Here is a 20,091-nt window from a genome sequence, read left to right as displayed (position 1 = left end):
TCCCCTCCGCTCAGACGCGCTCGATGATGGTGGCCGCGCCCATGCCGGACGCGATGCAGAGCGTGGCGAGGCCCACGGTCTTGTCCTGCCGCTCCAGCTCGTCGAGCAGCGTGCCGATGATGATGGCGCCGGTGGCGCCCAGCGGGTGGCCCAGGGCGATGGCGCCGCCATTGACGTTGACCACGGCGGGATCGACCTGGAAGGCCTGCATGAAGCGCAGCACGACCGAGGCGAAGGCCTCGTTCACCTCAAAGAGGTCGATGTCGCTGATCGCCATGCCTGCGTCGCGCAGGATCTTTTCCGTCACCGGCACCGGGCCGGTCAGCATGATGGTCGGGTCGGTGCCGATCTTGGCGGTGGCGCGGATGCGGGCGCGGGGCTTGAGCCCATGCGCCTTGCCGAATTCCGCATTGCCGATCAGCACGGCAGCGGCGCCGTCCACAATGCCCGAGCTGTTGCCCGCGTGGTGGATATGCTCGATGCGGTCCAGATGCGGGTATTTCAGCATCGCCACCTTGTCGAAGCCGGGCATGGACTCGCCCATCTCCTTGAAGCTGGCCTTCAGCTTGGCCAGATCCTCCAGCGAGGTGCCGGGGCGCATGTATTCGTCGCGGTCGAGGATGGTCAGGCCGTTCTGGTCCCTGACCGGCACGATGGACTTGGCGAAGCGGTTCTCTTGCCAGGCCAGGGCGGCGCGACGCTGGCTCTCGACGGCAAGGGCATCGGCCTCTTCGCGGGTAAAGCCGTATTCGGTGGCGATGATGTCGGCGCTGATGCCCTGCGGGACGAAATAGGTCTTGAAGGTCAGGCTGGGGTCCACGGCGATGGCGGCGCCGTCGCTGCCCATGGCGACGCGGCCCATCATCTCGACGCCGCCGGCGATATAGGCGTCGCCTGCGCCGCCCCTGACCTGGTTTGCGGCCAGGTTCACCGCCTCCATGCCCGAGGCGCAGAAGCGGTTGATGGCCAGGCCGGGGATCGACTCGTCCAGATCGGATTCCAGCACCGCCGAGCGGGCGAGGCAGCCGCCCTGTTCCTTGACCTGGGTGACATTGCCCCAGATCACGTCCTCGACGGCATGGCCCTCGAGCCCGTTGCGCTCCTTGACGGCATTCAGCAGCCGGGCGGAAAGCGCGACCGAGGTGACTTCGTGCAGGCTGCCGTCCGGGCGGCCCTTGCCGCGCGGGGTGCGGGCGGCGTCGTAGATATAGGCTTCGGTCATGCGTCCTCCTTCGCGGCCCGGTCCGCGGGATTGCCGGGCATCAGGTCATAGGGATGTTTCCAGCCGGGCAGGGCCTGGATGCGGTCCAGCCAGGCGTCGATCCGGGGCCATTCGGCGCGGTCGAAGCCGAAGGGCTCGGGGTAATAGAGATAGCCGCAACAGGACAGGTCGGCGATGGTGGGCCGGTCGCCCGCCAGCCAGTCGCGCCCGGCCAGATGCCCGTCCAGCGTCTTCAGCGCCGCCTTGCAGCGCCCCTGCAGCCAGGCGATGACCTCGGCGGGGCGTTTCTCGGGCGGCAGGAAGTTCATCAGGAAGCGCAGCGTGCCGAATTGCGACGAGCCCTTGTGGTTGTCCCAGAACAGCCAGCGCAGGATCTCGCTCCGGTCGCCGTCCATGAAGCGCCCGGTCCTTTCGGCCAGGTGCAGCAGGATCACGCCCGACTGGGCCAGGGTCAGGCCGTCCTCGACGTAGACCGGCGCCTCGCCCATCTCGTTCAAGGCGCGATAGTCGGCGCCGCGCATGGCGCCGCCGAAGAAATCCACGAAGACCGGCTGCCAGGGATGACCGGTCAGCTGCATCATCAGCGCCACCTTGTAGGAATGGCCGGATTCTCCGAAGCAGTGAAGCTGGGCGGTCATGCTGTTTCCTTTCCTTCGACTTGGCGCCCGGCTTCCCGGTGCATGGGTATTTTTACAACGAAGAAGACGCGCCTTAACCTTGTCTTAACCGCTCCCTGCGAAACTCGGCGGTGCGGTACAGGCTGGGGAGCCGATGACCGCCAACGGAGAAGTCGCCCCGGTCATTTGGCCAAAACCTGTCCCGCCTGAACCGCGGGGGTGGCCGGGGCGCAACCTGCCGATTTCTTCGTTGCCCAAATACCCATGCGACCTTGCTGCCAGGCGCCCCCCTTGCCCGTTTCAGAACCGCCCTGCATCCAGCGCCATCACCGGCTCGGCGCCCGAGCGGATGCGGGCCAGATGCGCCGCGGTCATCGGCAGCTGTCGCGCCATGTAATAGCGGCCGGTCGCCAGCTTGGTCTCGTGGAAGGCCGGATCCTCGGTGCCGCCATCCAGCGCCGCCTTGGCCGCAGCCGCCATCCGCGTCCACATCAGCCCCAGCGCCACATGGCCGAAGAGGTGCATGAAGTCGTAGGAGCCCGCCAGCGCCGCGTTCGGGTTCTTCATGCCCTGTTCCATGAAGAACATCGCCGCCGATTGCAGATCCTTCGAGGCCGCCTTCAGCGGCTCGCAGAAGCCGGCTTTCAGCGCCGCGTCGCCCTCATGCGCCTTGATCTCGGCCTTGACCAGTTCGAAGAAGGCCATGACCGGCTTGCCGCCCTCGGCCGCGAGCTTGCGGCCGACGAGGTCCAGCGCCTGCACCCCGTTCGCGCCCTCGTAGATCATGGCGATGCGGGCGTCGCGGACGAATTGCGACATGCCCTGTTCCTCGATATAGCCGTGGCCGCCGAAGACCTGCTGGGCCTGCACCGCCGTCTCGAAGCCCTTGTCGGTCAGGAAGCCCTTGATCACCGGCGTCAGCAGCGAGACGAGGTCATGGGCCTCCTTGTCCTCGGCCAGAACGGCGCGGTCGATCAGATGCGCGCCCCAGAAGGCCAGCGCGCGGGCGCCCTCGAGGAAGCTTTTCTGGTCCATCAGGTTGCGGCGGATGTCGGGATGCACGATCAGCGGATCGGCCGGACCCGCAGGGTTGGCATCGCCCGTCACCGCGCGGCCCTGCAGCCGGTCGCGGGCATAGGCGACGGCGTTCTGATAGGCGGCCTCGGCCACGGAATAGCCTTGCAGGCCGACGCCGATCCGGGCCTCGTTCATCATGGTGAACATGGCGCGCATGCCCTTGTGCAGCTCGCCCAGGAGCCAGCCTTTCGCGCCGTCATAGTTCATCACGCAGGTGGCATTGCCGTGGATGCCCATCTTTTCTTCCAGGTTGCCGACCGAGACGGCGTTCCTGTCGCCCAGGGAGCCGTCCTCGTCGACCAGGAATTTCGGCACGATGAAAAGCGAGATGCCCTTGGTGCCCTCGCCCCCGCCCGGCGCCTTGGCCAGGACCAGGTGGATCACGTTTTGCGACATGTCGTGGTCGCCGGCCGAGATGAAGATCTTCTGCCCGGTGATCAGGTAGCTGCCGTCCTGCTGCGGCTCGGCCCTGGTGCGCAGCAGGCCCAGGTCGGTGCCGGCATGGGGCTCGGTCAGGTTCATGGTGCCGGTCCATTCGCAGCTGACCATCTTCGGCAGGTAGGTGGCCTTCTGCTGTTCGGTGCCATGGGCGTGGATGGCGGAATAGGCGCCATGCGTCAGGCCCTGATACATGGTGAAGGCCATGTTCGAGGCCGAGAACATCTCGCCCGCCGCCAGGCCGATCACATAGGGCATGCCCTGGCCGCCGTATTCCGGGTCGCAGTCGAGCGCGGTCCAGCCGCCCTCGCGCATCTGTTCGAAGGCTTCCAGGAAGCCCCTGGGGGTATGGACCACGCCGTTTTCCAGCGTGCAGCCCTCGCGGTCGCCGACGGCGTTCAGCGGCGCCAGCACCTCGGAGGCGAGCTTGCCGGCCGCCTCCAGCACGGCCTGGGTGAAGTCGCGGTCAAGATCGCCGTAACCCGGCAGATCCTGGTTCGAGATGTCCAGCACGTCATGCAGCACGAATTGCATGTCGCGGACGGGCGCGGAATAGGTGGTCATCGGTCCTCCCGAAAGTTCGCCCTCAGGCGTCGGATTTCAGTCTTTGCAGCGCGGCCTCGCCCTCGGCGATCTGCTGGCGCAGCTCGGCGATGGCCTCGCCCAGTTCGCGGTGCTGCCGCTCCATGTCGGCAAGCCGGTCGCGGGCGGTGGCGAGCGTGGCTTCGGTCTGGGTGATGTTGCGTTCGGCCGGGTCGTAAAGCTCCAGCAATTGCCGGATCTGCTCCAGCGAGAAGCCGAAGCGCTTGCCGCGCAGGATCAGGGTCAGCCGGGCGCGGTCCGAGCGGCCGTAAAGCCGATGCTGGCCGCGGCGCTGCGGAAACAGCAATTCGCGGGATTCGTAGAATCGCAGCGTGCGCGGCGTGACGTCGAAGGCGTCGCACATCTGGCGGATGGTCAACAGCTCGTCGCCCATGGCCGATCCTCTCCCCTTGGCACATTCACTTGCCGGGGAATATAGGTCGAGTTGACGTGCGCGTAAGGGGGGACGTGGCGTCAGCGCCCGGCTCAGCCCCTTTTCGCCGTCCCGGCGCCGTTCTGGCCCGCCCCGTCCTGGCCCGCGCCATCCTGGCCCATGCCGTCCAGGATCGCGACGGTGTCGTTGCGCAGGGCCAGCAATTCGGTCATCGAGGCTTCGAGCTCGTCGCGCTGCTGGCGCAGCACCTCGAGCTGGCGGTCGGCCAGCTCGATCCAGACGCGATACTGCTCCTGCGTGCCCTTTTCGCCATAGATCAGCAGCCATTGCCGGATGTCCTCGAGCGAGAAGCCGAAGCGGCGGCCGCGCAGGATCAGCTTCATCCGGGCGATCTCGCGCGGGCCGTAGAAGCGCGAGCGGCCTTCCTTGCGGGGGCTGAGCAGCTCGATGTATTCGTAATAGCGCAGCGTCCGGGGCGTCACGTCGAACCGTGCGCACATTTCCTTGAAGCCAATGTATTCGCTATCGGACATCGGATGAACTCTATGCTGCGGTTGCGGCGCAGCCTAGCGCGGGGGCGGATCAAACTCAACCATTGGTCGGGCGGGCTTGCCTGCGGGTCGCGGGCTGCTACCATTGCCGCCTGCGAGCCAAGCAAGAGGCCAGGGGCATGAGCGAACCGTCGCCAGAGGACGAGCTTGAACAACGCCGGCGCATCGCGCGCCAGTTCATCGAGGTGATCCCCCATGCGCGGGCGCTTGGCATGCGGCTGGACCAGCTTTCCGCCGAGGGGGCCGAGATCTCGTTGCCCTGGCGCGAGGATCTGGTCGGCGATCCGCGCAGCGGGGTGATCCATGGCGGGGTGATCTCGGCCCTGATGGACACGTGCAGCGGCGCGGCGGTGATGGCGCATCCGACCGGGGCGCGCTCGACCGCGACCATCGACCTGCGCATCGACTACATGCGCGCGGCGACGCCCGGCCAGACCATCCGCGCCAAGGCAAGCTGCTATCACATCACCCGGTCGGTCGCCTTCGTGCGCGCCTGGGCGATGGATGACGACGAATCCCGCCCCGTGGCCTCGGCCACCGGCGCCTTTACCGTCGAGAGGTGACATGGCCCCGCGCAACGAATCCCTCGACGCCATCAAGTCGCGGCGCAACAACACGCTGAACGCGCTGGTTTCCAGCGTGCCCTATATCCGCTGGCTGGGCATCGGCTTCGACCGCCGCGGCGACGAACTGACCGCCGTGCTGCCCTTTGACGAGAAGCTGATCGGCAACCCGATGCTGCCGGCGATCCATGGCGGGGTGACGGCCGCCTTCCTGGAGGTCACGGCCATCGTCGAGCTGACCTGGACCGCGATCTGGGAAGACATGGAGCAGGGCCGCATCGCCCCCGACGCCGCCGTGCCCGAAAGCCTGCCGCGCCTGCCCAAGACCATCGACTTCACCGTGGACTACCTGCGTTCCGGCCTGCCGCGCGACGCCTATGCGCGGGCGCGGGTGGTGCGCTCGGGGCGGCGCTATGCCAGCGTGCATGTCGAGGCCTGGCAGGACCAGCGCCAGAAGCTGCTGGCCCAGGCGACCGGGCATTTCCTGATGCCGCAGGATGGCTGAGGAGCATGGCTGAGACGCTGGCCGGCCGGTCGGGGAACCGGGGGGCCGAGGCCGATCTCTCGCACCGCCGGGTGCTGGCCATCGCCCTGCCCGTGGTGCTGTCGAACGCGACGATTCCCATTCTTGGCGCGGTGGATACCGGCGTCATCGGCCAGCTGGGCGAGGCCGCGCCCATCGGTGCGGTGGGGCTGGGCGCGGTGATCCTGACCTCGGTCTACTGGATCTTCGGCTTCCTGCGCATGGGCACCTCGGGGCTGGTGGCGCAGGCGCATGGCGCGGGCGACGATGGCGAATCCGGCGCGCATCTGCTGCGGGCGCTGGGGATCGGGCTGGCGGCGGGGCTGGTCTTCATCCTGGCGCAGGGGTTGCTGTTTGCCGGCGCCTTCCGGCTGGCGCCGGCCTCGGCCGAGGTCGAGGCGCTGGCCCGGCAATACCTGGCGCTGCGCATCTGGGGGGCGCCGGCGACCATCTCGCTTTACGCCGTCACCGGCTGGCTGATCGCCACCGAGCGGACGCGCCGGATCCTGGCGCTGCAATTGCTGATGAATGGGCTGAACATCGTCCTGGACCTGTGGTTCGTGCTGGATCTGGGCTGGGGCGTGCGCGGCGTCGCGGGCGCGACGCTGATCGCGGAATGGTCCGGCCTGGCGCTGGGGCTGTGGTTTGCGCGCCATGCCCTGCGCGCGGCGATCCGGCGCGCCGGGCTGCTGGCGCGCGAGCGGATCGAGGAACTGGCGCGGGTGAACGGCGACATCCTGATCCGGTCGGTGCTGCTGCAAGGATCGTTCACCACCTTCATGTTCCTGGCCGCGGGGCAGGGCGACGTGACGCTGGCCGCCAACCAGGTGCTGCTGCAATTCCTGTCCATCGTCGCCTATGGGCTGGACGGTTTCGCCTTTGCCGCCGAATCGCTGGTCGGGCAGGCGGTGGGCGCGCGCCGGCCCGACCGGCTGCGGCAGGCGGCGCGGCTGACCTCGGCCTGGGGCGTCCTGGGCGCGGGGCTTTTGTCGGCGGTGTTCCTGCTGGGCGGGCCGGCGATCATCGACCTGCTGACCACCGCGCCCGAGGTGCGGGCCCAGGCGCGCGTGTTCCTGCCCTGGCTGGTCGCGGCGCCGCTGGTCGGCATCGCCTCGTGGATGCTGGACGGCATCTTCATCGGCGCCACCCGCACGCGCGAGATGCGCGACGCCATGCTGGTCGCGGTCGGGATCTATGCGGTGCTGGTGGTGGTGTTGCCGCCGATCTGGGGCAACCACGGGCTTTGGGCGGCGCTGATGGCGTTGAACGCGCTGCGCGGCCTGACCATGTGGCGGCTTTATCCCAGGGTCGTGGCGGCGGCGGGCTGAGATGCGGAACGCCCCGGAATCCGGGGCGTCGGCGTCTTGCGAAAGCTCAAAGCTCGTTGATGATCTGTTCGCGCGCGGTGACGCGCAGCTCGGCCATCTTGGCGCGGATGATGTCCTCGTCGGCCTGGCCGGCCAGGTCGGCCGCCAGCTTGCGGAACACGTCCTCGTCGCCCGGCTCGTCGAAATCCGAGGTGACGACGGTCAGCGCATAGGCGCGGGCATCGTCGCCCGTCTTGCCCAGAAGGCCGGCCGCCCATTCGCCCAGCAGGCGGTTGCGCCGCGCCTCGGCCTTGAAGTTCAGTTCCGCATCATGGGCGAATTTCGCCTCATGCGCGCGCTCGCGGTCGTCAAAAGTGGTCATGGCGGCCTCCGGCTTGGGATTATCCCGTGGATATTGCGCAGGATATGCCCATGCGGGCGGGCCATCGCAAGCCCGTATTGCCCATGACCCCGTTTCTGGCCTATAGCCGCATAAAGATTGTCACCTTGCGGACGGGAGACGCGCAGCATGGCACCAAGGCGCAAGAAAATCTACGAAGGCAAGGCCAAGATCCTCTACGAGGGCACCGAGCCCGGCACGCTCATCCAGTATTTCAAGGATGACGCCACCGCCTTCAACGCCCAGAAGAAGGCCACGGTCGAGGGCAAGGGCGTGCTGAACAACCGCCTGTCCGAGTTCTTCATGACCGGGCTGACCAATATCGGCGTGCCGAACCACTTCATCCGCCGCATCAACATGCGCGAGCAGCTGGTGCGCCAGGTCGAGATCATCCCGCTGGAAGTGATCGTGCGTAATTTCGCCGCAGGCTCGATCTCGAAGCGCCTGGGCATGGAGGAGGGCACGCCGCTGCCGCGCCCCATCGTCGAATACAGCTTCAAGAACGACGAGCTGGGCGATCCCTTCGTGTCCGAGGAATACATCATCGCCTTCGGCTGGGCATCGCAGCAGGACCTGGACGACATCGTGAGCCTGGCGCTGCGGGTGAACGATTTCCTGTCGGGCGTGTTCTTCGGCGTCGGCATCAAGCTGATCGACTTCAAGATCGAGGTCGGCCGCATCTGGGACGGCGATTTCATGCGCCTGGTGGTCGCCGACGAGATCAGCCCGGATTCGTGCCGGCTCTGGGACGTGAAGACCGGGCAGAAGCTGGACAAGGACGTGTTCCGCCGCGACCTGGGCAGCCTGACCGATGCCTATACCGAGGTGGCGCGCCGGCTGGGCCTGATGCCCGCCAACACCACCTCGCTGACCAAACCCACCCTGATCAACTGAGAGGCCCTGCCGATGAAAGCCCGTGTCACCATCATGCTGAAGGATGGCGTTCTGGATCCCCAGGGCGAGGCGATCCGGCACGCGCTGGGGGGCCTGGGCTTTGCCGGCGTCTCGGGCGTGCGCCAGGGCAAGGTGATCGAGCTGGACCTGGCGGCATCCGATGCCGAGGCGGCGAAGGCCGAGGTCGCGCGCATGTGCGAGGGCCTGCTGGCCAATACCGTGATCGAGAAATACGCGGTCGAGATCGTCTGATCCGTTCGGGCCGGGGCTCTGCCCCGGACCCCGGGATATTTGGACACGAAAGAAGGGGCTTGGGGAGGGCGGCTTCGTGATCGACAAGCTCTCCATGTTCATGGCCCTGGCGCGCGAGAAGCATTTCGGCCGCGCCGCCGAATCGCTGGGCATCACCCAGCCCACCCTGTCATCCGCCATCCGGGCGCTGGAAGAGCAGCTGGGCGTGCAGCTGGTCCGGCGCGGTTCGCGTTTCCAGGGGCTGACGCCCGAGGGCGAGCGCGTGCTGGGCTGGGCGCGGCGCATCGTCGCCGATGCCCGCGCCATGCAGGCCGAGATGCAGGCGAGCCGCAAGGGCGTTTCCGGGCGGCTGCGCATCGGCGTCATCCCGACCGCCATGCCGCGAATCGCCGAGCTGACCGGGCCTTTCCTGCGCCGTCATCCCAATGCCGGGGTCTCGATCCTGTCGCGCAGCTCGGACGAGATCCGCGACCAGATCGAGGCGCTGGAGCTGGATGCCGGCGTCACCTACCTGGACAGCGAGCCGCTGGGCCGGGTGCAGAGCCTGCCGCTGTATCGCGAGACCTATTGCCTGATCGACCGCGGCGAGCTGGCCGGGCCGGCGGACTGGGCCGAGACCGCCACCCGGCCGCTATGCCTGCTGACCCCGGACATGCAGAACCGCCGCATCGTCACCCGGCACCTAGTCGAGGCCGGGGCGGATGCGCTGCCGCGGGTCGAATCGACCTCGATGCTGGCGATCCTGTCGCATGTGGCGACCGGCGACTGGACCGCCATCCTGCCGCGGGCGCTGGCGCGCGGCCTGCCGCTGCCCGAGGGGGTGCGGGCGCGCGACCTGACCGGGAACGGGCATATGGTCGGGCTGGTCGTCGCCCGGCGCGAGCCGCATCCGCCGCTGGTCGAGGCGCTGATCCGCATCGTCTCGTCGATTGATACTTTCAATCAATAGACGATATATCACGATTGTTCTGTCTATCGTGGGGCTCTAGTCTGGGTAAAACAATTGAGCCCGGACCGACCCAGCCATGACTTCACCAGCGATCGACGCTGATTTCCTTTTGCGCCTTGACGAAATCATCGCCGCCCACAAGGGCCGCGAGGGGCCGCTTTTGCCCATCCTGCACGACATCCAGGCCGAATGGGGCCATGTTCCCGAGGAGGCGCAGCCGGTGCTGGCCGAGGCCCTGGGCATGACCCGCGCCGAGGTTCATGGCGTCGTCAGCTTCTATCACGATTTCCGCGACCATCCGCATGGCCGGCATGTGTTGCGGCTGTGCCGGGCCGAGGCCTGCCAGTCGATGGGCGCCGAGGCGCTGGCCGATGAGGTGCGCCAGGCGCTGGGGATCGACTGGCACCAGACCACGCCCGACGGGCGGCTGACGCTGGAGCCGGTGTTCTGCCTGGGGCTTTGCGCCTGCGCGCCCTCGGCCCAGATGGGCGACAGGCTGGTTGGCCGGGCGAACCTGGCCAAGGTGCGGAAACTGGTGGCCGAAGCGGGCATGGGGGCGGGCGCATGAGGGTCTGGGTTCCCCTGGATGCCGCCGCGCGGGCGCTGGGCGCCGACGAGGTGGCCGAGGCGCTGGGGCGCGAGTTCACCGTCACCCGCAACGGCACGCGCGGGATGATCTGGCTGGAGCCCCTGGTCGAGGTCGAGCGCGAGGGCGTGCGCCACGGCTATGGGCCGGTCGGGCCCGAGGACGCGGCCTCGGTCGCCGAGGCGATCCGCACCGGCGGCGATCATCCGCTGGCGCTGGGTCCGGTCGAGGATCTGCCCTGGATGAAGGCGCAGACCCGGCTGACCTTTGCCCGCGTCGGCGTGATCGACCCGCTGTCGGTCGAGGAATACGAGGCGCATGGCGGCTTGGCCGGCCTGCGCCGCGCCATCGGCATCGGGCCGGAACGGATCGTCGCGGAAGTCACCGAATCCGGGTTGCGCGGCCGGGGCGGCGCCGGTTTCCCGACCGGGATCAAGTGGAAGACCGTGGCTGGCGCCAAGGCGGCGCGGAAATACATCGTCTGCAATGCCGACGAGGGCGATTCGGGCAGCTTCGCCGACCGCATGCTGATGGAGGGCGATCCGCTGGTCCTGATCGAGGGCATGGCGATCGCCGGCATCGCCGTGGGCGCGGTGCAGGGCTATGTCTATATCCGCAGCGAATATCCCGACGCGATCCGGCTGATGGAGGCCGCCATCAGCAAGGCGCGGCAGGCCGGCATCCTGGGCCAGTCGGTGCTGGGATCAGACCATGCCTATGACATGGAGGTGCGGGTCGGCGCCGGTGCCTATGTCTGCGGCGAGGAAACCAGCCTGCTCAACAGCCTGGAGGGCAAGCGCGGCGTGGTCCGCGCCAAGCCGCCGATCCCGGCGCTGGAGGGCTTCCTGGGCCGGCCGACGGTGGTCAACAACGTGATCTCGCTGGCCTCGGTGCCTTGGATCCTGACCCATGGCGGGGCGGGATACGCGAAGCTGGGCATCGGGCGGTCCAAGGGCACGATCCCGATCCAGATCGCCGGGAACGTGAAATACGGCGGGCTGTTCGAGGCCGCCTTTGGCATGAGCCTGCGCCAGATCATCGAGGAGATCGGCGGCGGCACCGCCTCGGGCCGGCCGGTCAAGGCGGCGCAGGTGGGCGGGCCCTTGGGCTCCTATATCCCGCATTGGGATTTCGACGTGCCCTTCGGCTACGAGGAACTGGCGACGAAAGAGGGCCTGCTGGGCCATGCCGGCATCACCGTCTTCGACGACACGGCCGACATGCTGAAGCTGGCGCGCTTTGCCATGGAGTTCTGCGCCGTGGAAAGCTGCGGCAAATGCACGCCCTGCCGCATCGGCTCGATCCGGGGCGTCGAGACCATCGACCGCATCGCCCAGGGCGACGAGACGGGGATCCCGATCCTCACCGATCTTTGCAACACGATGAAATGGGGCTCGCTTTGCGCGCTGGGGGGCTTTGCGCCCTTCCCGGTCATGTCGGCGCTGACCCATTTCCCCGAGGATTTCAGCGGGCGCCGCGAGCCCCGCCCCACAATCAGGAGCCGGGAGGCCGCCGAATGAAGGATTTCATCATTCCCGACCGCGACATGGGCACCCCCGCGGTCAACTCCGACGTTACCGTGAACCTGCTGGTGGACGGTATCCCGGTCAGCGTTCCCGCCGGAACCAGCGTCATGCGCGCGGCCGCCGTGGCGGGGATCTCGGTGCCCAAGCTTTGCGCCACCGACCATCTTGCCGCTTTCGGCTCCTGCCGGCTTTGCGTGGTGCAGATCGAGGGGATGCGGGGCCTGCCGGCATCCTGCACGACTCCGGTGGCCGAGGGCATGGTGGTCCATACCCAGACCGACGAGGTGGCCCAGGTCCGCAAGGGGGTGATGGAGCTTTACATCAGCGACCATCCGCTGGACTGCCTGACCTGCGCCGCCAATGGCGATTGCGAGCTTCAGGACATGGCCGGCGCCGTGGGCCTGCGCGAGGTGCGCTATGAGCCGGGCAAGAACCATTTTGCCCGCCGCGACGCCGAGGGGCCGAACCCGGAATACCGGCCCAAGGACCAGTCGAACCCCTATTTCACCTTCGATCCGGCGAAATGCATCGTCTGCTCGCGCTGCGTGCGCGCCTGCGAGGAGGTGCAGGGCACCTTCGCGCTGACCATCGAGGGGCGGGGCTTCGACAGCCGCGTTTCCGCCGGCATGGCCTCGGACAGTTTCCTGTCGTCGGATTGCGTCAGCTGCGGCGCCTGCGTGCAGGTCTGCCCGACCGCGACGCTGATCGAGAACAGCGTGATCCAGATCGGCACCCCCGAGCATATCGTCAAGACGACCTGCGCCTATTGCGGCGTCGGCTGTTCCTTTGACGCGCATATGCGCGGCGAGGAAGTGGTGCGCATGGTGCCCAGCAAGGACGGCAAGGCCAACCACGGCCACAGCTGCGTCAAGGGCCGCTTTGCCTGGGGCTATGCCACGCATCGCGAACGCCAGACCCAGCCCATGGTGCGCGAACGGATCACCGATCCCTGGCGCGTGGTCAGCTGGGACGAGGCGCTGGACTTCGCCGCCACCCGGCTGCGCCAGGCGCAGGCGGATTTCGGGCGCGATTCCATCGGTGTCATCACCTCGTCGCGCTGCACCAACGAGGAAACCTATCTGGTGCAGAAGCTGGCGCGTGCGGTGTTCCACAACAACAACACCGACACCTGCGCCCGCGTCTGCCATTCGCCCACCGGCTACGGGCTGAAGACCACCTTCGGCACCTCGGCCGGCACGCATGACTTCGATTCGGTGGATGAGACCGACCTGGCGCTGGTCATCGGCGCCAACCCGACCGATGGGCATCCGGTCTTTGCCAGCCGGCTGCGCAAGCGGCTGCGCGAGGGGGCTGGGCTGATCGTGCTGGACCCGCGCCAGATCGACCTGCTCAAGACCCCGCATATGGGCGAGGGACTGCACCTGCCGCTGCGCCCCGGCACCAATGTCGCCATGCTGACCGCCATGGCGCATGTGATCGTGGCCGAAAAGCTTTATGACGAGGCCTTCATCCGCGAGCGCTGCGACTGGGACGAGTTCCTGGCCTATGCCGAATTCCTGCTGGATCCGCGCCATGCGCCCGAGGCGGTCGAGACGCTGGCCCGCGTCCCGGCCGAGCTGATCCGCAAGGCCGCCCGCGCCTATGCCGCCGCGCCCCGCGCCAGCATCTATTACGGCCTGGGCGTGACCGAGCATTCGCAAGGCTCGACCACCGTCATGGCCATCGCCAACCTGGCGATGCTGACCGGCAATATCGGCAAGCCCGGCACCGGCGTGAACCCGCTGCGCGGCCAGAACAACGTGCAGGGTTCCTGCGACATGGGCAGCTTCCCGCATGAATATCCGGGCTATCGCCATGTCTCGGACCCCGAGACGCGGGCGATCTACGAACGCGCCTGGGGCGTCGAGCTGTCGCCCGAACCGGGCCTGCGCATCCCCAACATGTTCGACGAGGCGCTGGCCGGCCGGTTCCGCGGGCTCTATTGCCAGGGCGAGGACATCGTGCAATCCGACCCCGACACCCGGCACGTCACCGCGGCGCTGGCGGCGATGGACATCGTCGTCGTGCAGGATCTGTTCCTGAACGAGACCTCGAACTACGCGCATGTCTTCCTGCCGGGGTCGAGCTTCCTGGAAAAGAACGGCACCTTCACCAATGCGGAACGCCGCATCAACATGGTCCGCCGCGCCATGACGCCCAAGAACGGCTACGAGGACTGGGAAGTCACCCAGATGCTGGCCAACCGCATGGGCGCCGCCTGGTCCTATGCGCACCCGCGCGAGATCATGGCCGAGATCGCGCTGACCACCCCCAGCTTCGCCGGCGTCAGCTACGACCTCCTGGAGCGCGAGGGCTCGGTGCAATGGCCCTGCAACGACAAGGCGCCGCTGGGCACGCCGGTCATGCATATCGACGGCTTCGTGCGCGGCCGGGGCAAGTTCGTCCATACCGAATATGTGGCGACCGAGGAACGCACCGGGGCGCGCTTCCCGCTGTTGCTGACCACCGGGCGGATCCTGTCGCAATACAACGTCGGCGCCCAGACCCGGCGGACCGAGAACGTGGTCTGGCACCCCGAGGACATCCTGGAGATCCATCCCTCGGACGCCGAGAACCGCGGCATCCGCGAAGGCGACTGGGTGCGCGTGGCCTCGCGTTCGGGCGACACGACGCTGCGCGCGCATATCACCGAGCGGGTGGCGCCGGGCGTGGTCTATACGACCTTCCATCACCCGACGACTCAGGCCAATGTGGTGACGACGGACAATTCCGACTGGGCCACCAACTGCCCCGAGTTCAAGGTGACGGCCGTGCAGGTCAGCCCCTCGAACGGCCCCTCGGAATGGCAAGAGGAGTATCGCCATCATTCCGACCTCGCCCGCCGCATCCTGCCCACCGCTGCCGAGTGACGGCATGCGGGACGTGAAGGCCGGCGTGCTGCGCTGGGACGGCGAAGGCCAGGGCGGCGGCTGGCGGCCCATCGAGCCGCCCCCGGCACCGCAGGAATGCCCGGTGGCCATCGTCATCGACGGCATGAGCCAGGCGGTGCTGATGGCGACGCCGCATGACCTGCGCGACTTTGCCCTGGGCTTCGCCCTGACCGAGGGGCTGGTCGCCGCGCCCGAGGATGTCGAGGGTTTCGAGGAGGCCGAGGTTTCCGCCGGCGGCTTTCCCGCGCGCGAGGCGCGGCTCTGGCTGCGCCCCGGCCTGGCCGCCCGGCTGGCCGAGCGGCGGCGCAGCATGATCGGCCCGGTGGGCTGCGGGCTGTGCGGCGTCGACAGCATCGAGGCGGCGCTGCCCCGGATCGTGCCGGTCGCCTCGGACTGGTCCATGCCGCCCGCGGACGTGGCCCGCGCCATGGCCGCGCTGACCCAGGGCCAGGTCTTGCGGCACCGGACCCCCGCCATCCACGGTGCCGCCTTCTGGGACGGTGCCCATGGCCTGACGCGCGAGGATGTCGGGCGGCACAATGCGCTGGACAAGCTGGCGGGCGCGCTGGCGCTTGCCGGACTGGCGGCCGGGCAGGGCGCCATCGTCATGTCCTCGCGCCTGTCGGTCGACCTGGTGCAGAAGGCCGCCCGCATCGGCGCGCCGATCCTGATCGGCGCCAGCGCGCCGACGGCCCTGGCGCTGCAATGGGCCGAGCGCGCCGGCATCACCCTGATCGCCCGCGCCAGGGGCGCGAGCTTCGATCTTTACACCCATCCCCGGCGCATTGCCGGAAGCTGAGGCGACATGTCCCACGACCATTCGAAACTGATCCGCATGGCCAGCCAGATGGCGCAATTCTTCGGCACCCAGCCCGACCGGCCGGCGCCCGAGGCGGTGGCCGCGCATATCAACGAATCCTGGACGCCGCGGATGCGGCAGGATTTCGTGGACCAGATCCGCGCCGGGGCCGAGGCCGACCCGGTGGTGCGCGAGGCGGCCGCCTTCGTCCGCCTGCCGGCCGCCTGATTTTGCCCCTGCCACCCCGTCTGGCGTCGTGCTAGCGTGGCGGCATGGCACAGCTACCTTCCCGGCAAGAGATTCTCGACTGGGTGTCCGCCCACCCGGACGCCACCGCGAAACGCGACATCGCGAAAGCCTTCGGCATCAAGGGTGCCGAGCGCATCGAGCTGAAGCGGTTGCTGAAGGAGCTGGAATCCGAAGGGCTGCTGGAGCGCCGCCGCCGCCATTACCACGATGCCGAGCGGCTGCCGCCGGTCACGGTGCTGCAACTGCTGCCGCCCGACCGCGACGGCGACATCTTCGCCAAGCCGCTGGAATGGCAGGGCGAGGGGCCGATGCCGCGCATCCTCTATGCGGCGCTGAAATCCGACCCGGCGGTGGCGCCGGGCGAGCGCATCCTGGCCCGGCTGATCGAGACGCGGGGCGAGGATCACGACTACCAGGCCCGGCTGATCCGCCGCATCGGCACGGTGCAGCACCGCATCGTCGGCATCTTCCGCGCCGCGGCCGGCGGGTCCGAGGCGGGCGGCCGCATCCTGCCCATCGACAAGGGCCAGGACAAGGAATGGCAGATCCGCCCCGGCGACGTGCATGGCGCGAAAAGCGGCGAGCTGGTCGAGGCCGAGCAGGTCGGCCCCCGCGGCCGCATCGGCCTGCCCGTGGCGCGGATCGTCGAGCGGCTGGGCGACCCGTCCGCGCCCAGGGCGGTCAGCCTGATCGCCATCCACCAGCACGGCATCCCCGACGATTTCCCCGACGAGGCGATCGCCGAGGCCGATGCCGCCCGCCCGGCGACGATGAAGGGGCGCGAGGACCTGCGCCCCCTGCCCTTCATCACCATCGACCCCTCGGACGCGCGCGACCGCGACGATGCCGTGGCGGCCGAGACGCATGAGGACGGCGGCGCCACGGTCTGGGTCGCCATCGCCGATGTGGCGCATTACGTCCGCCCCGGCTCGGCGCTGGACCGCGAGGCGAGGAACCGCGGCAATTCCACCTATTTCCCCGACCGGGTGGTGCCGATGCTGCCCGACATCCTGTCGAGCGACCTCTGCTCGCTGCACCAGGGCGTGGACCGGCCGGTCATCGCAGTCAGGATGCGGCTGGACGCGCAGGGCAACAAGACCGGCCACAGCTTCCACCGCGGCATGATCCGCTCGGCCGCGAGCCTGGCCTATGAACAGGCGCAGGCGGCGGCCGACGGCAGCCCGGACGACCAGACCGCGCCGCTGCTCGACGCCGTGATCCACCCGCTCTGGCACGCCTACGGGCTGCTCAAGGCCGCGCGGCAGCGCCGCCAGCCGCTGGAACTGGACCTGCCCGAGCGCCGTATCGAGCTGACCCCCGACGGTCGGGTGAAATCGGTGAACTTCCGCGAACGCTACGACGCGCACCGGCTGATCGAGGAATTCATGGTGCTGGCCAATGTCGCCGCGGCCGAGGAACTGGAACGCCTGCGCCGCCCGCTGCTCTACCGCGTCCACGAGGAGCCGACGGTCGAAAAGCTGGACGCGCTGCGCGAAGTGGCCGAGGCCTCGGGCTTCACCCTGGCCAAGGGGCAGGTGCTGCAGACCCGGCACCTGAACCGTCTGCTGGAACAGGCCGAGGGCTCGGAATTCGACGAGCTGATCAACATGACGGCACTGCGCTCGATGCAGCAGGCCTATTACAACCCCGAGAATTTTGGCCATTTCGGGCTGGCGCTGCGCTCTTACGCGCATTTCACCTCGCCGATCCGGCGCTATTCCGACCTGATCGTGCATCGTGCGCTGATCATGGGGCATGGATGGGGCGATGACGGGCTGTCGGCGCAGGACATCGAGACGCTTTCGGAAACCGCCCAGCATATCTCGGAAACCGAGCGGCGCTCGATGGCGGCGGAACGCGACACCACCGACCGCTATCTCGCCGCCTATCTGGCCGACCGGGTGGGGGCCGAGTTCACCGGCCGCATCAGCGGCGTGCAGCGTTTCGGCGCCTTCGTGCGGCTGGACGAGACCGGGGCGGACGGGCTCTTGCCGATCCGCGAGATCGGCCGGGAATATTTCCACTACGACCCCGAGGCGCAGGTGCTGATGGGCTCCGAGACCGGGCTCGAGATCGGCATCGGCCAGCGCGTGACCGTCCGCCTGACCGAGGCGGTGCCGCTGACCGGCGGGCTGATGCTGGAACTGCTGGAACTCGAAGGCCGGCCGCTGCCGCAAGGCTCGGGCGGCGGGCGCGGCAAGGGACCCATGCGCAAGCGCGCCACCCAGGCCCGGCTGGCCGAGATCAAGCGCGCGCAAAAGCGGCGGCGGGTTCGGCGGCAGGGCTGAAGAAGGGGGCTTTGCCCCCGCGCGTTCCGCGCTCCCCCAGGATATTTGGACACGAAAGAAGCGATGTGGCGACTCCGCCGGCTTCTTTCGTGTCCAAATATCCTGCGGGGGAGTCGGCCGCAGGCCGACGGGGGCGCAAAGCCCCCTTGCGGCGCCGGTGCAAGCGAAAAGGCGGCCCCTTGGACCGCCTCTCCTGCATCGCCTGGATCCTGGCTCTCAGCCGATGGCGGCGGCGCGGACGTCGTCGTCGATCTTGTCGGCATATTGCGCGAAATTGTCGCTGAACATGCCGACCAGCTTGCGGGCCTGGGCGTCATAGGCGGCGCCGTCCGCCCAGGTCTGCCGCGGGTCGAGCAGCTTGTCCTCGACGCCGGGAACCGAAACCGGAACCTCGAAGCCGAAATTCGGATCCTTGCGGAACTCGACCTGGTTCAGCGAGCCGTCCAGCGCCGCGGTCAGCAGGGCGCGGGTCGCCTTGATCGGCATGCGCTTGCCGGTGCCGAAGGCGCCGCCGGTCCAGCCGGTGTTGACCAGCCAGCAGGCCGCGCCGGTCTTGGCGATCTTTTCCTGCAGGAGCTTGCCATAGATTTCCGGCCGCCGCGGCATGAAGGGGGCGCCGAAGCAGGTCGAGAAGGTGGGCGTCGGCTCGGTCACGCCGACCTCGGTCCCCGGCGTCTTGGAGGTGAAGCCCGACAGGAAGTGATACATCGCCTGCGCCGGGGTCAGCCGCGCGATCGGCGGCAGCACGCCATAGGCGTCGCAGGTCAGCATGATCACGTTCCTGGGCTGGCCGCCCAGCGAGGTTTCCGACGCGTTCGAGATCTGCTCCAGCGGATAGGCGCAGCGCATGTTGTCGGTCAGCGAGTTGTCCTCGAAGTCCAGCTCCAGCGTGTCGGGGTCGTAGACCATGTTCTCGACCACGGTGCCGAACTTGAAGCAGGTGGCGTAGATTTCCGGCTCGGCCTCGGCCGAGAGGTTGATGGTCTTGGCGTAGCAGCCGCCCTCGAAGTTGAAGATGCCGTGGTCCGACCAGCCATGCTCGTCATCGCCGATCAGCGTGCGCGAGGGATCGGCCGAAAGCGTGGTCTTGCCGGTGCCCGACAGGCCGAAGAAGATCGCCGAATCGTCGGGATTGCCGATGGCGTGGTTGGCCGAGCAATGCATCGGCATCACGCCCTTTTCCGGCAGGATGTAGTTCAGCAGCGTGAAGACCGATTTCTTGTTCTCGCCGGCATAGGCGGTATTGCCGATCAGGATCAGCTTCTTCTCGAAGTTGAGCGCGATCACCGTTTCCGAGCGGCAGCCATGTTTCGCCGGGTCGGCCTTGAACGAGGGGCAGTTGATGATGGTGAAATCGGGCACGAAGCCGGCCAGTTCGGCCGCTTCCGGGCGGCGCAGCAGGTGGCGGATGAAAAGCCCGTGCCAGGCCAGTTCGGTCACGACCCGGACGTCGAGGCGCAGGGCAGGATCCGCGCCGCCGTAGAGGTCTTGCACGAAATAGTCCTTGCCCTTCATGTGCTCCAGCATGTCGGCATGGAGCCGGTCGAAGGCCTCGGGCTCCATCGGGCGGTTGTTTTCCCACCAGATGCTGTCTTCCACCGACGCCGTGCGCACCACATGCTTGTCCTTGGGCGAGCGGCCGGTATGGGCGCCGGTCGAGACCAGGAAGGTGCCGCCCAGGCCCAGCTTGCCTTCGCCGCGCTGGATCGCCGCCTCGACCAGCGCCGGTTCCAGCAGGTTGTAGTGGACATTGCCGAGCCCCGTGATCCCCTGGTCTTCGAGACGGCAATTCGGATTGACGCGCGGTTCGGTCATGGCACCTTTGCTCCTGCTGATAGTCCGGGCCGGCAGCGGCCGTTGCGCGTCCTATAACACGGCATTTCCCCGGCGAAAGCGCACATATGGGCAGGGTTAGCGCAATCAGACACGGTTAGCGCAATCATTTGTCGGATCGTGGTCTTGGCTTCGGGAAAACGTCACAAA

The 20,091-nt window shown here is 68.0% G+C and carries 19 protein-coding genes; 12 read left to right on the top strand and 7 right to left on the bottom strand.

Features of this window, described 5'->3' with window-relative positions:
• Positions 1-10: 10 nt before the first annotated feature.
• The 5 genes from KF941_RS19690 to KF941_RS19670 all read right to left on the bottom strand — a co-directional run bounded on the left by KF941_RS19690 (position 11) and on the right by KF941_RS19670 (position 4,863).
• The gene (locus KF941_RS19690) at positions 11-1,222 is read right to left on the bottom strand and encodes an acetyl-CoA C-acetyltransferase (protein ID WP_214274302.1); all 1,212 of its coding nucleotides are present in this window, start codon (positions 1,220-1,222) and stop codon (positions 11-13) included.
• Entirely contained in the window at positions 1,219-1,860 is a 642-nt protein-coding gene (locus KF941_RS19685; protein ID WP_214274301.1) for a glutathione S-transferase family protein, read from the bottom strand. The genes KF941_RS19690 and KF941_RS19685 overlap by 4 nt, the downstream gene beginning before the upstream one ends.
• A gap of 279 nt (positions 1,861-2,139) precedes the next feature.
• Complete coding sequence (locus tag KF941_RS19680) at positions 2,140-3,918, bottom strand: acyl-CoA dehydrogenase C-terminal domain-containing protein (protein ID WP_214274300.1); 1,779 nt, start codon at positions 3,916-3,918, stop codon at positions 2,140-2,142.
• A gap of 22 nt (positions 3,919-3,940) precedes the next feature.
• Positions 3,941-4,330, bottom strand: a complete 390-nt coding sequence (locus KF941_RS19675) for a MerR family DNA-binding transcriptional regulator (RefSeq protein WP_036756222.1) — start codon at positions 4,328-4,330, stop codon at positions 3,941-3,943.
• Between the two features lie 92 nt (positions 4,331-4,422).
• The gene (locus KF941_RS19670; protein ID WP_036756220.1) at positions 4,423-4,863 is read right to left on the bottom strand and encodes a MerR family DNA-binding transcriptional regulator; all 441 of its coding nucleotides are present in this window, start codon (positions 4,861-4,863) and stop codon (positions 4,423-4,425) included.
• Between the two features lie 137 nt (positions 4,864-5,000).
• On the opposite strand from KF941_RS19670, the gene KF941_RS19665 reads away from it, so the two are divergent.
• The 3 genes from KF941_RS19665 to KF941_RS19655 are packed head-to-tail and all read left to right on the top strand — an operon-like array spanning position 5,001 to position 7,295.
• The gene (locus tag KF941_RS19665) at positions 5,001-5,444 is read left to right on the top strand and encodes a PaaI family thioesterase (protein ID WP_036756218.1); all 444 of its coding nucleotides are present in this window, start codon (positions 5,001-5,003) and stop codon (positions 5,442-5,444) included.
• A gap of 1 nt (position 5,445) precedes the next feature.
• A complete protein-coding gene (locus KF941_RS19660) occupies positions 5,446-5,949 on the top strand; it encodes a PaaI family thioesterase (RefSeq protein WP_036756216.1) in 504 nt (167 codons plus the stop codon).
• A gap of 5 nt (positions 5,950-5,954) precedes the next feature.
• A complete protein-coding gene (locus tag KF941_RS19655; RefSeq protein WP_214274299.1) occupies positions 5,955-7,295 on the top strand; it encodes an MATE family efflux transporter in 1,341 nt (446 codons plus the stop codon).
• Positions 7,296-7,341: 46 nt separating this feature from the next.
• Here KF941_RS19655 and KF941_RS19650 read toward each other — a convergent pair whose 3' ends face one another.
• Positions 7,342-7,656 (bottom strand): DUF1476 domain-containing protein, encoded by a 315-nt coding sequence (locus tag KF941_RS19650; protein ID WP_072462081.1) that lies wholly within the window; start codon positions 7,654-7,656, stop codon positions 7,342-7,344.
• A 147-nt stretch (positions 7,657-7,803) separates the two neighbouring features.
• On the opposite strand from KF941_RS19650, the gene purC reads away from it, so the two are divergent.
• The 9 genes from purC to rnr all read left to right on the top strand — a co-directional run bounded on the left by purC (position 7,804) and on the right by rnr (position 18,108).
• On the top strand, positions 7,804-8,568 hold the full coding sequence (purC, locus tag KF941_RS19645) for a phosphoribosylaminoimidazolesuccinocarboxamide synthase (RefSeq protein WP_024843654.1): 765 nt from the start codon (positions 7,804-7,806) through the stop codon (positions 8,566-8,568).
• 12 nt (positions 8,569-8,580) lie between these two features.
• A complete protein-coding gene (gene purS / locus KF941_RS19640; protein ID WP_024843653.1) occupies positions 8,581-8,820 on the top strand; it encodes a phosphoribosylformylglycinamidine synthase subunit PurS in 240 nt (79 codons plus the stop codon).
• 76 nt (positions 8,821-8,896) lie between these two features.
• Positions 8,897-9,769 carry a LysR family transcriptional regulator gene (locus KF941_RS19635; protein ID WP_214274298.1) on the top strand — a complete coding sequence of 291 codons (873 nt, stop codon included), beginning with the start codon at positions 8,897-8,899 and terminating at the stop codon, positions 9,767-9,769.
• 76 nt (positions 9,770-9,845) lie between these two features.
• On the top strand, positions 9,846-10,337 hold the full coding sequence (locus tag KF941_RS19630) for a formate dehydrogenase subunit gamma (protein WP_036756210.1): 492 nt from the start codon (positions 9,846-9,848) through the stop codon (positions 10,335-10,337).
• Entirely contained in the window at positions 10,334-11,875 is a 1,542-nt protein-coding gene (locus KF941_RS19625; protein ID WP_214274297.1) for a formate dehydrogenase beta subunit, read from the top strand. The genes KF941_RS19630 and KF941_RS19625 overlap by 4 nt, the downstream gene beginning before the upstream one ends.
• The gene (fdhF, locus tag KF941_RS19620) at positions 11,872-14,751 is read left to right on the top strand and encodes a formate dehydrogenase subunit alpha (RefSeq protein ID WP_214274296.1); all 2,880 of its coding nucleotides are present in this window, start codon (positions 11,872-11,874) and stop codon (positions 14,749-14,751) included. Before KF941_RS19625 ends, fdhF begins: the two co-directional genes overlap by 4 nt.
• A 4-nt stretch (positions 14,752-14,755) precedes the next feature.
• Complete coding sequence (fdhD, locus tag KF941_RS19615; protein WP_072462078.1) at positions 14,756-15,571, top strand: formate dehydrogenase accessory sulfurtransferase FdhD; 816 nt, start codon at positions 14,756-14,758, stop codon at positions 15,569-15,571.
• Positions 15,572-15,577: 6 nt separating this feature from the next.
• Entirely contained in the window at positions 15,578-15,799 is a 222-nt protein-coding gene (locus KF941_RS19610; RefSeq protein WP_036756200.1) for a formate dehydrogenase subunit delta, read from the top strand.
• A gap of 44 nt (positions 15,800-15,843) precedes the next feature.
• Complete coding sequence (gene rnr / locus KF941_RS19605) at positions 15,844-18,108, top strand: ribonuclease R (protein ID WP_214274295.1); 2,265 nt, start codon at positions 15,844-15,846, stop codon at positions 18,106-18,108.
• A 216-nt stretch (positions 18,109-18,324) separates the two neighbouring features.
• On the opposite strand, the gene KF941_RS19600 is transcribed toward rnr, so the two are convergent.
• Entirely contained in the window at positions 18,325-19,923 is a 1,599-nt protein-coding gene (locus tag KF941_RS19600; protein ID WP_214274294.1) for a phosphoenolpyruvate carboxykinase, read from the bottom strand.
• Positions 19,924-20,091: the final 168 nt, after the last annotated feature.

This window comes from Paracoccus sp. pheM1 (assembly GCF_018499825.1).
In the GTDB taxonomy this organism is placed as follows: domain Bacteria; phylum Pseudomonadota; class Alphaproteobacteria; order Rhodobacterales; family Rhodobacteraceae; genus Paracoccus; species Paracoccus versutus.
Note: the sequence above shows the minus strand (reverse complement) of the source record. Positions and strands in the feature narration are given on the sequence as shown.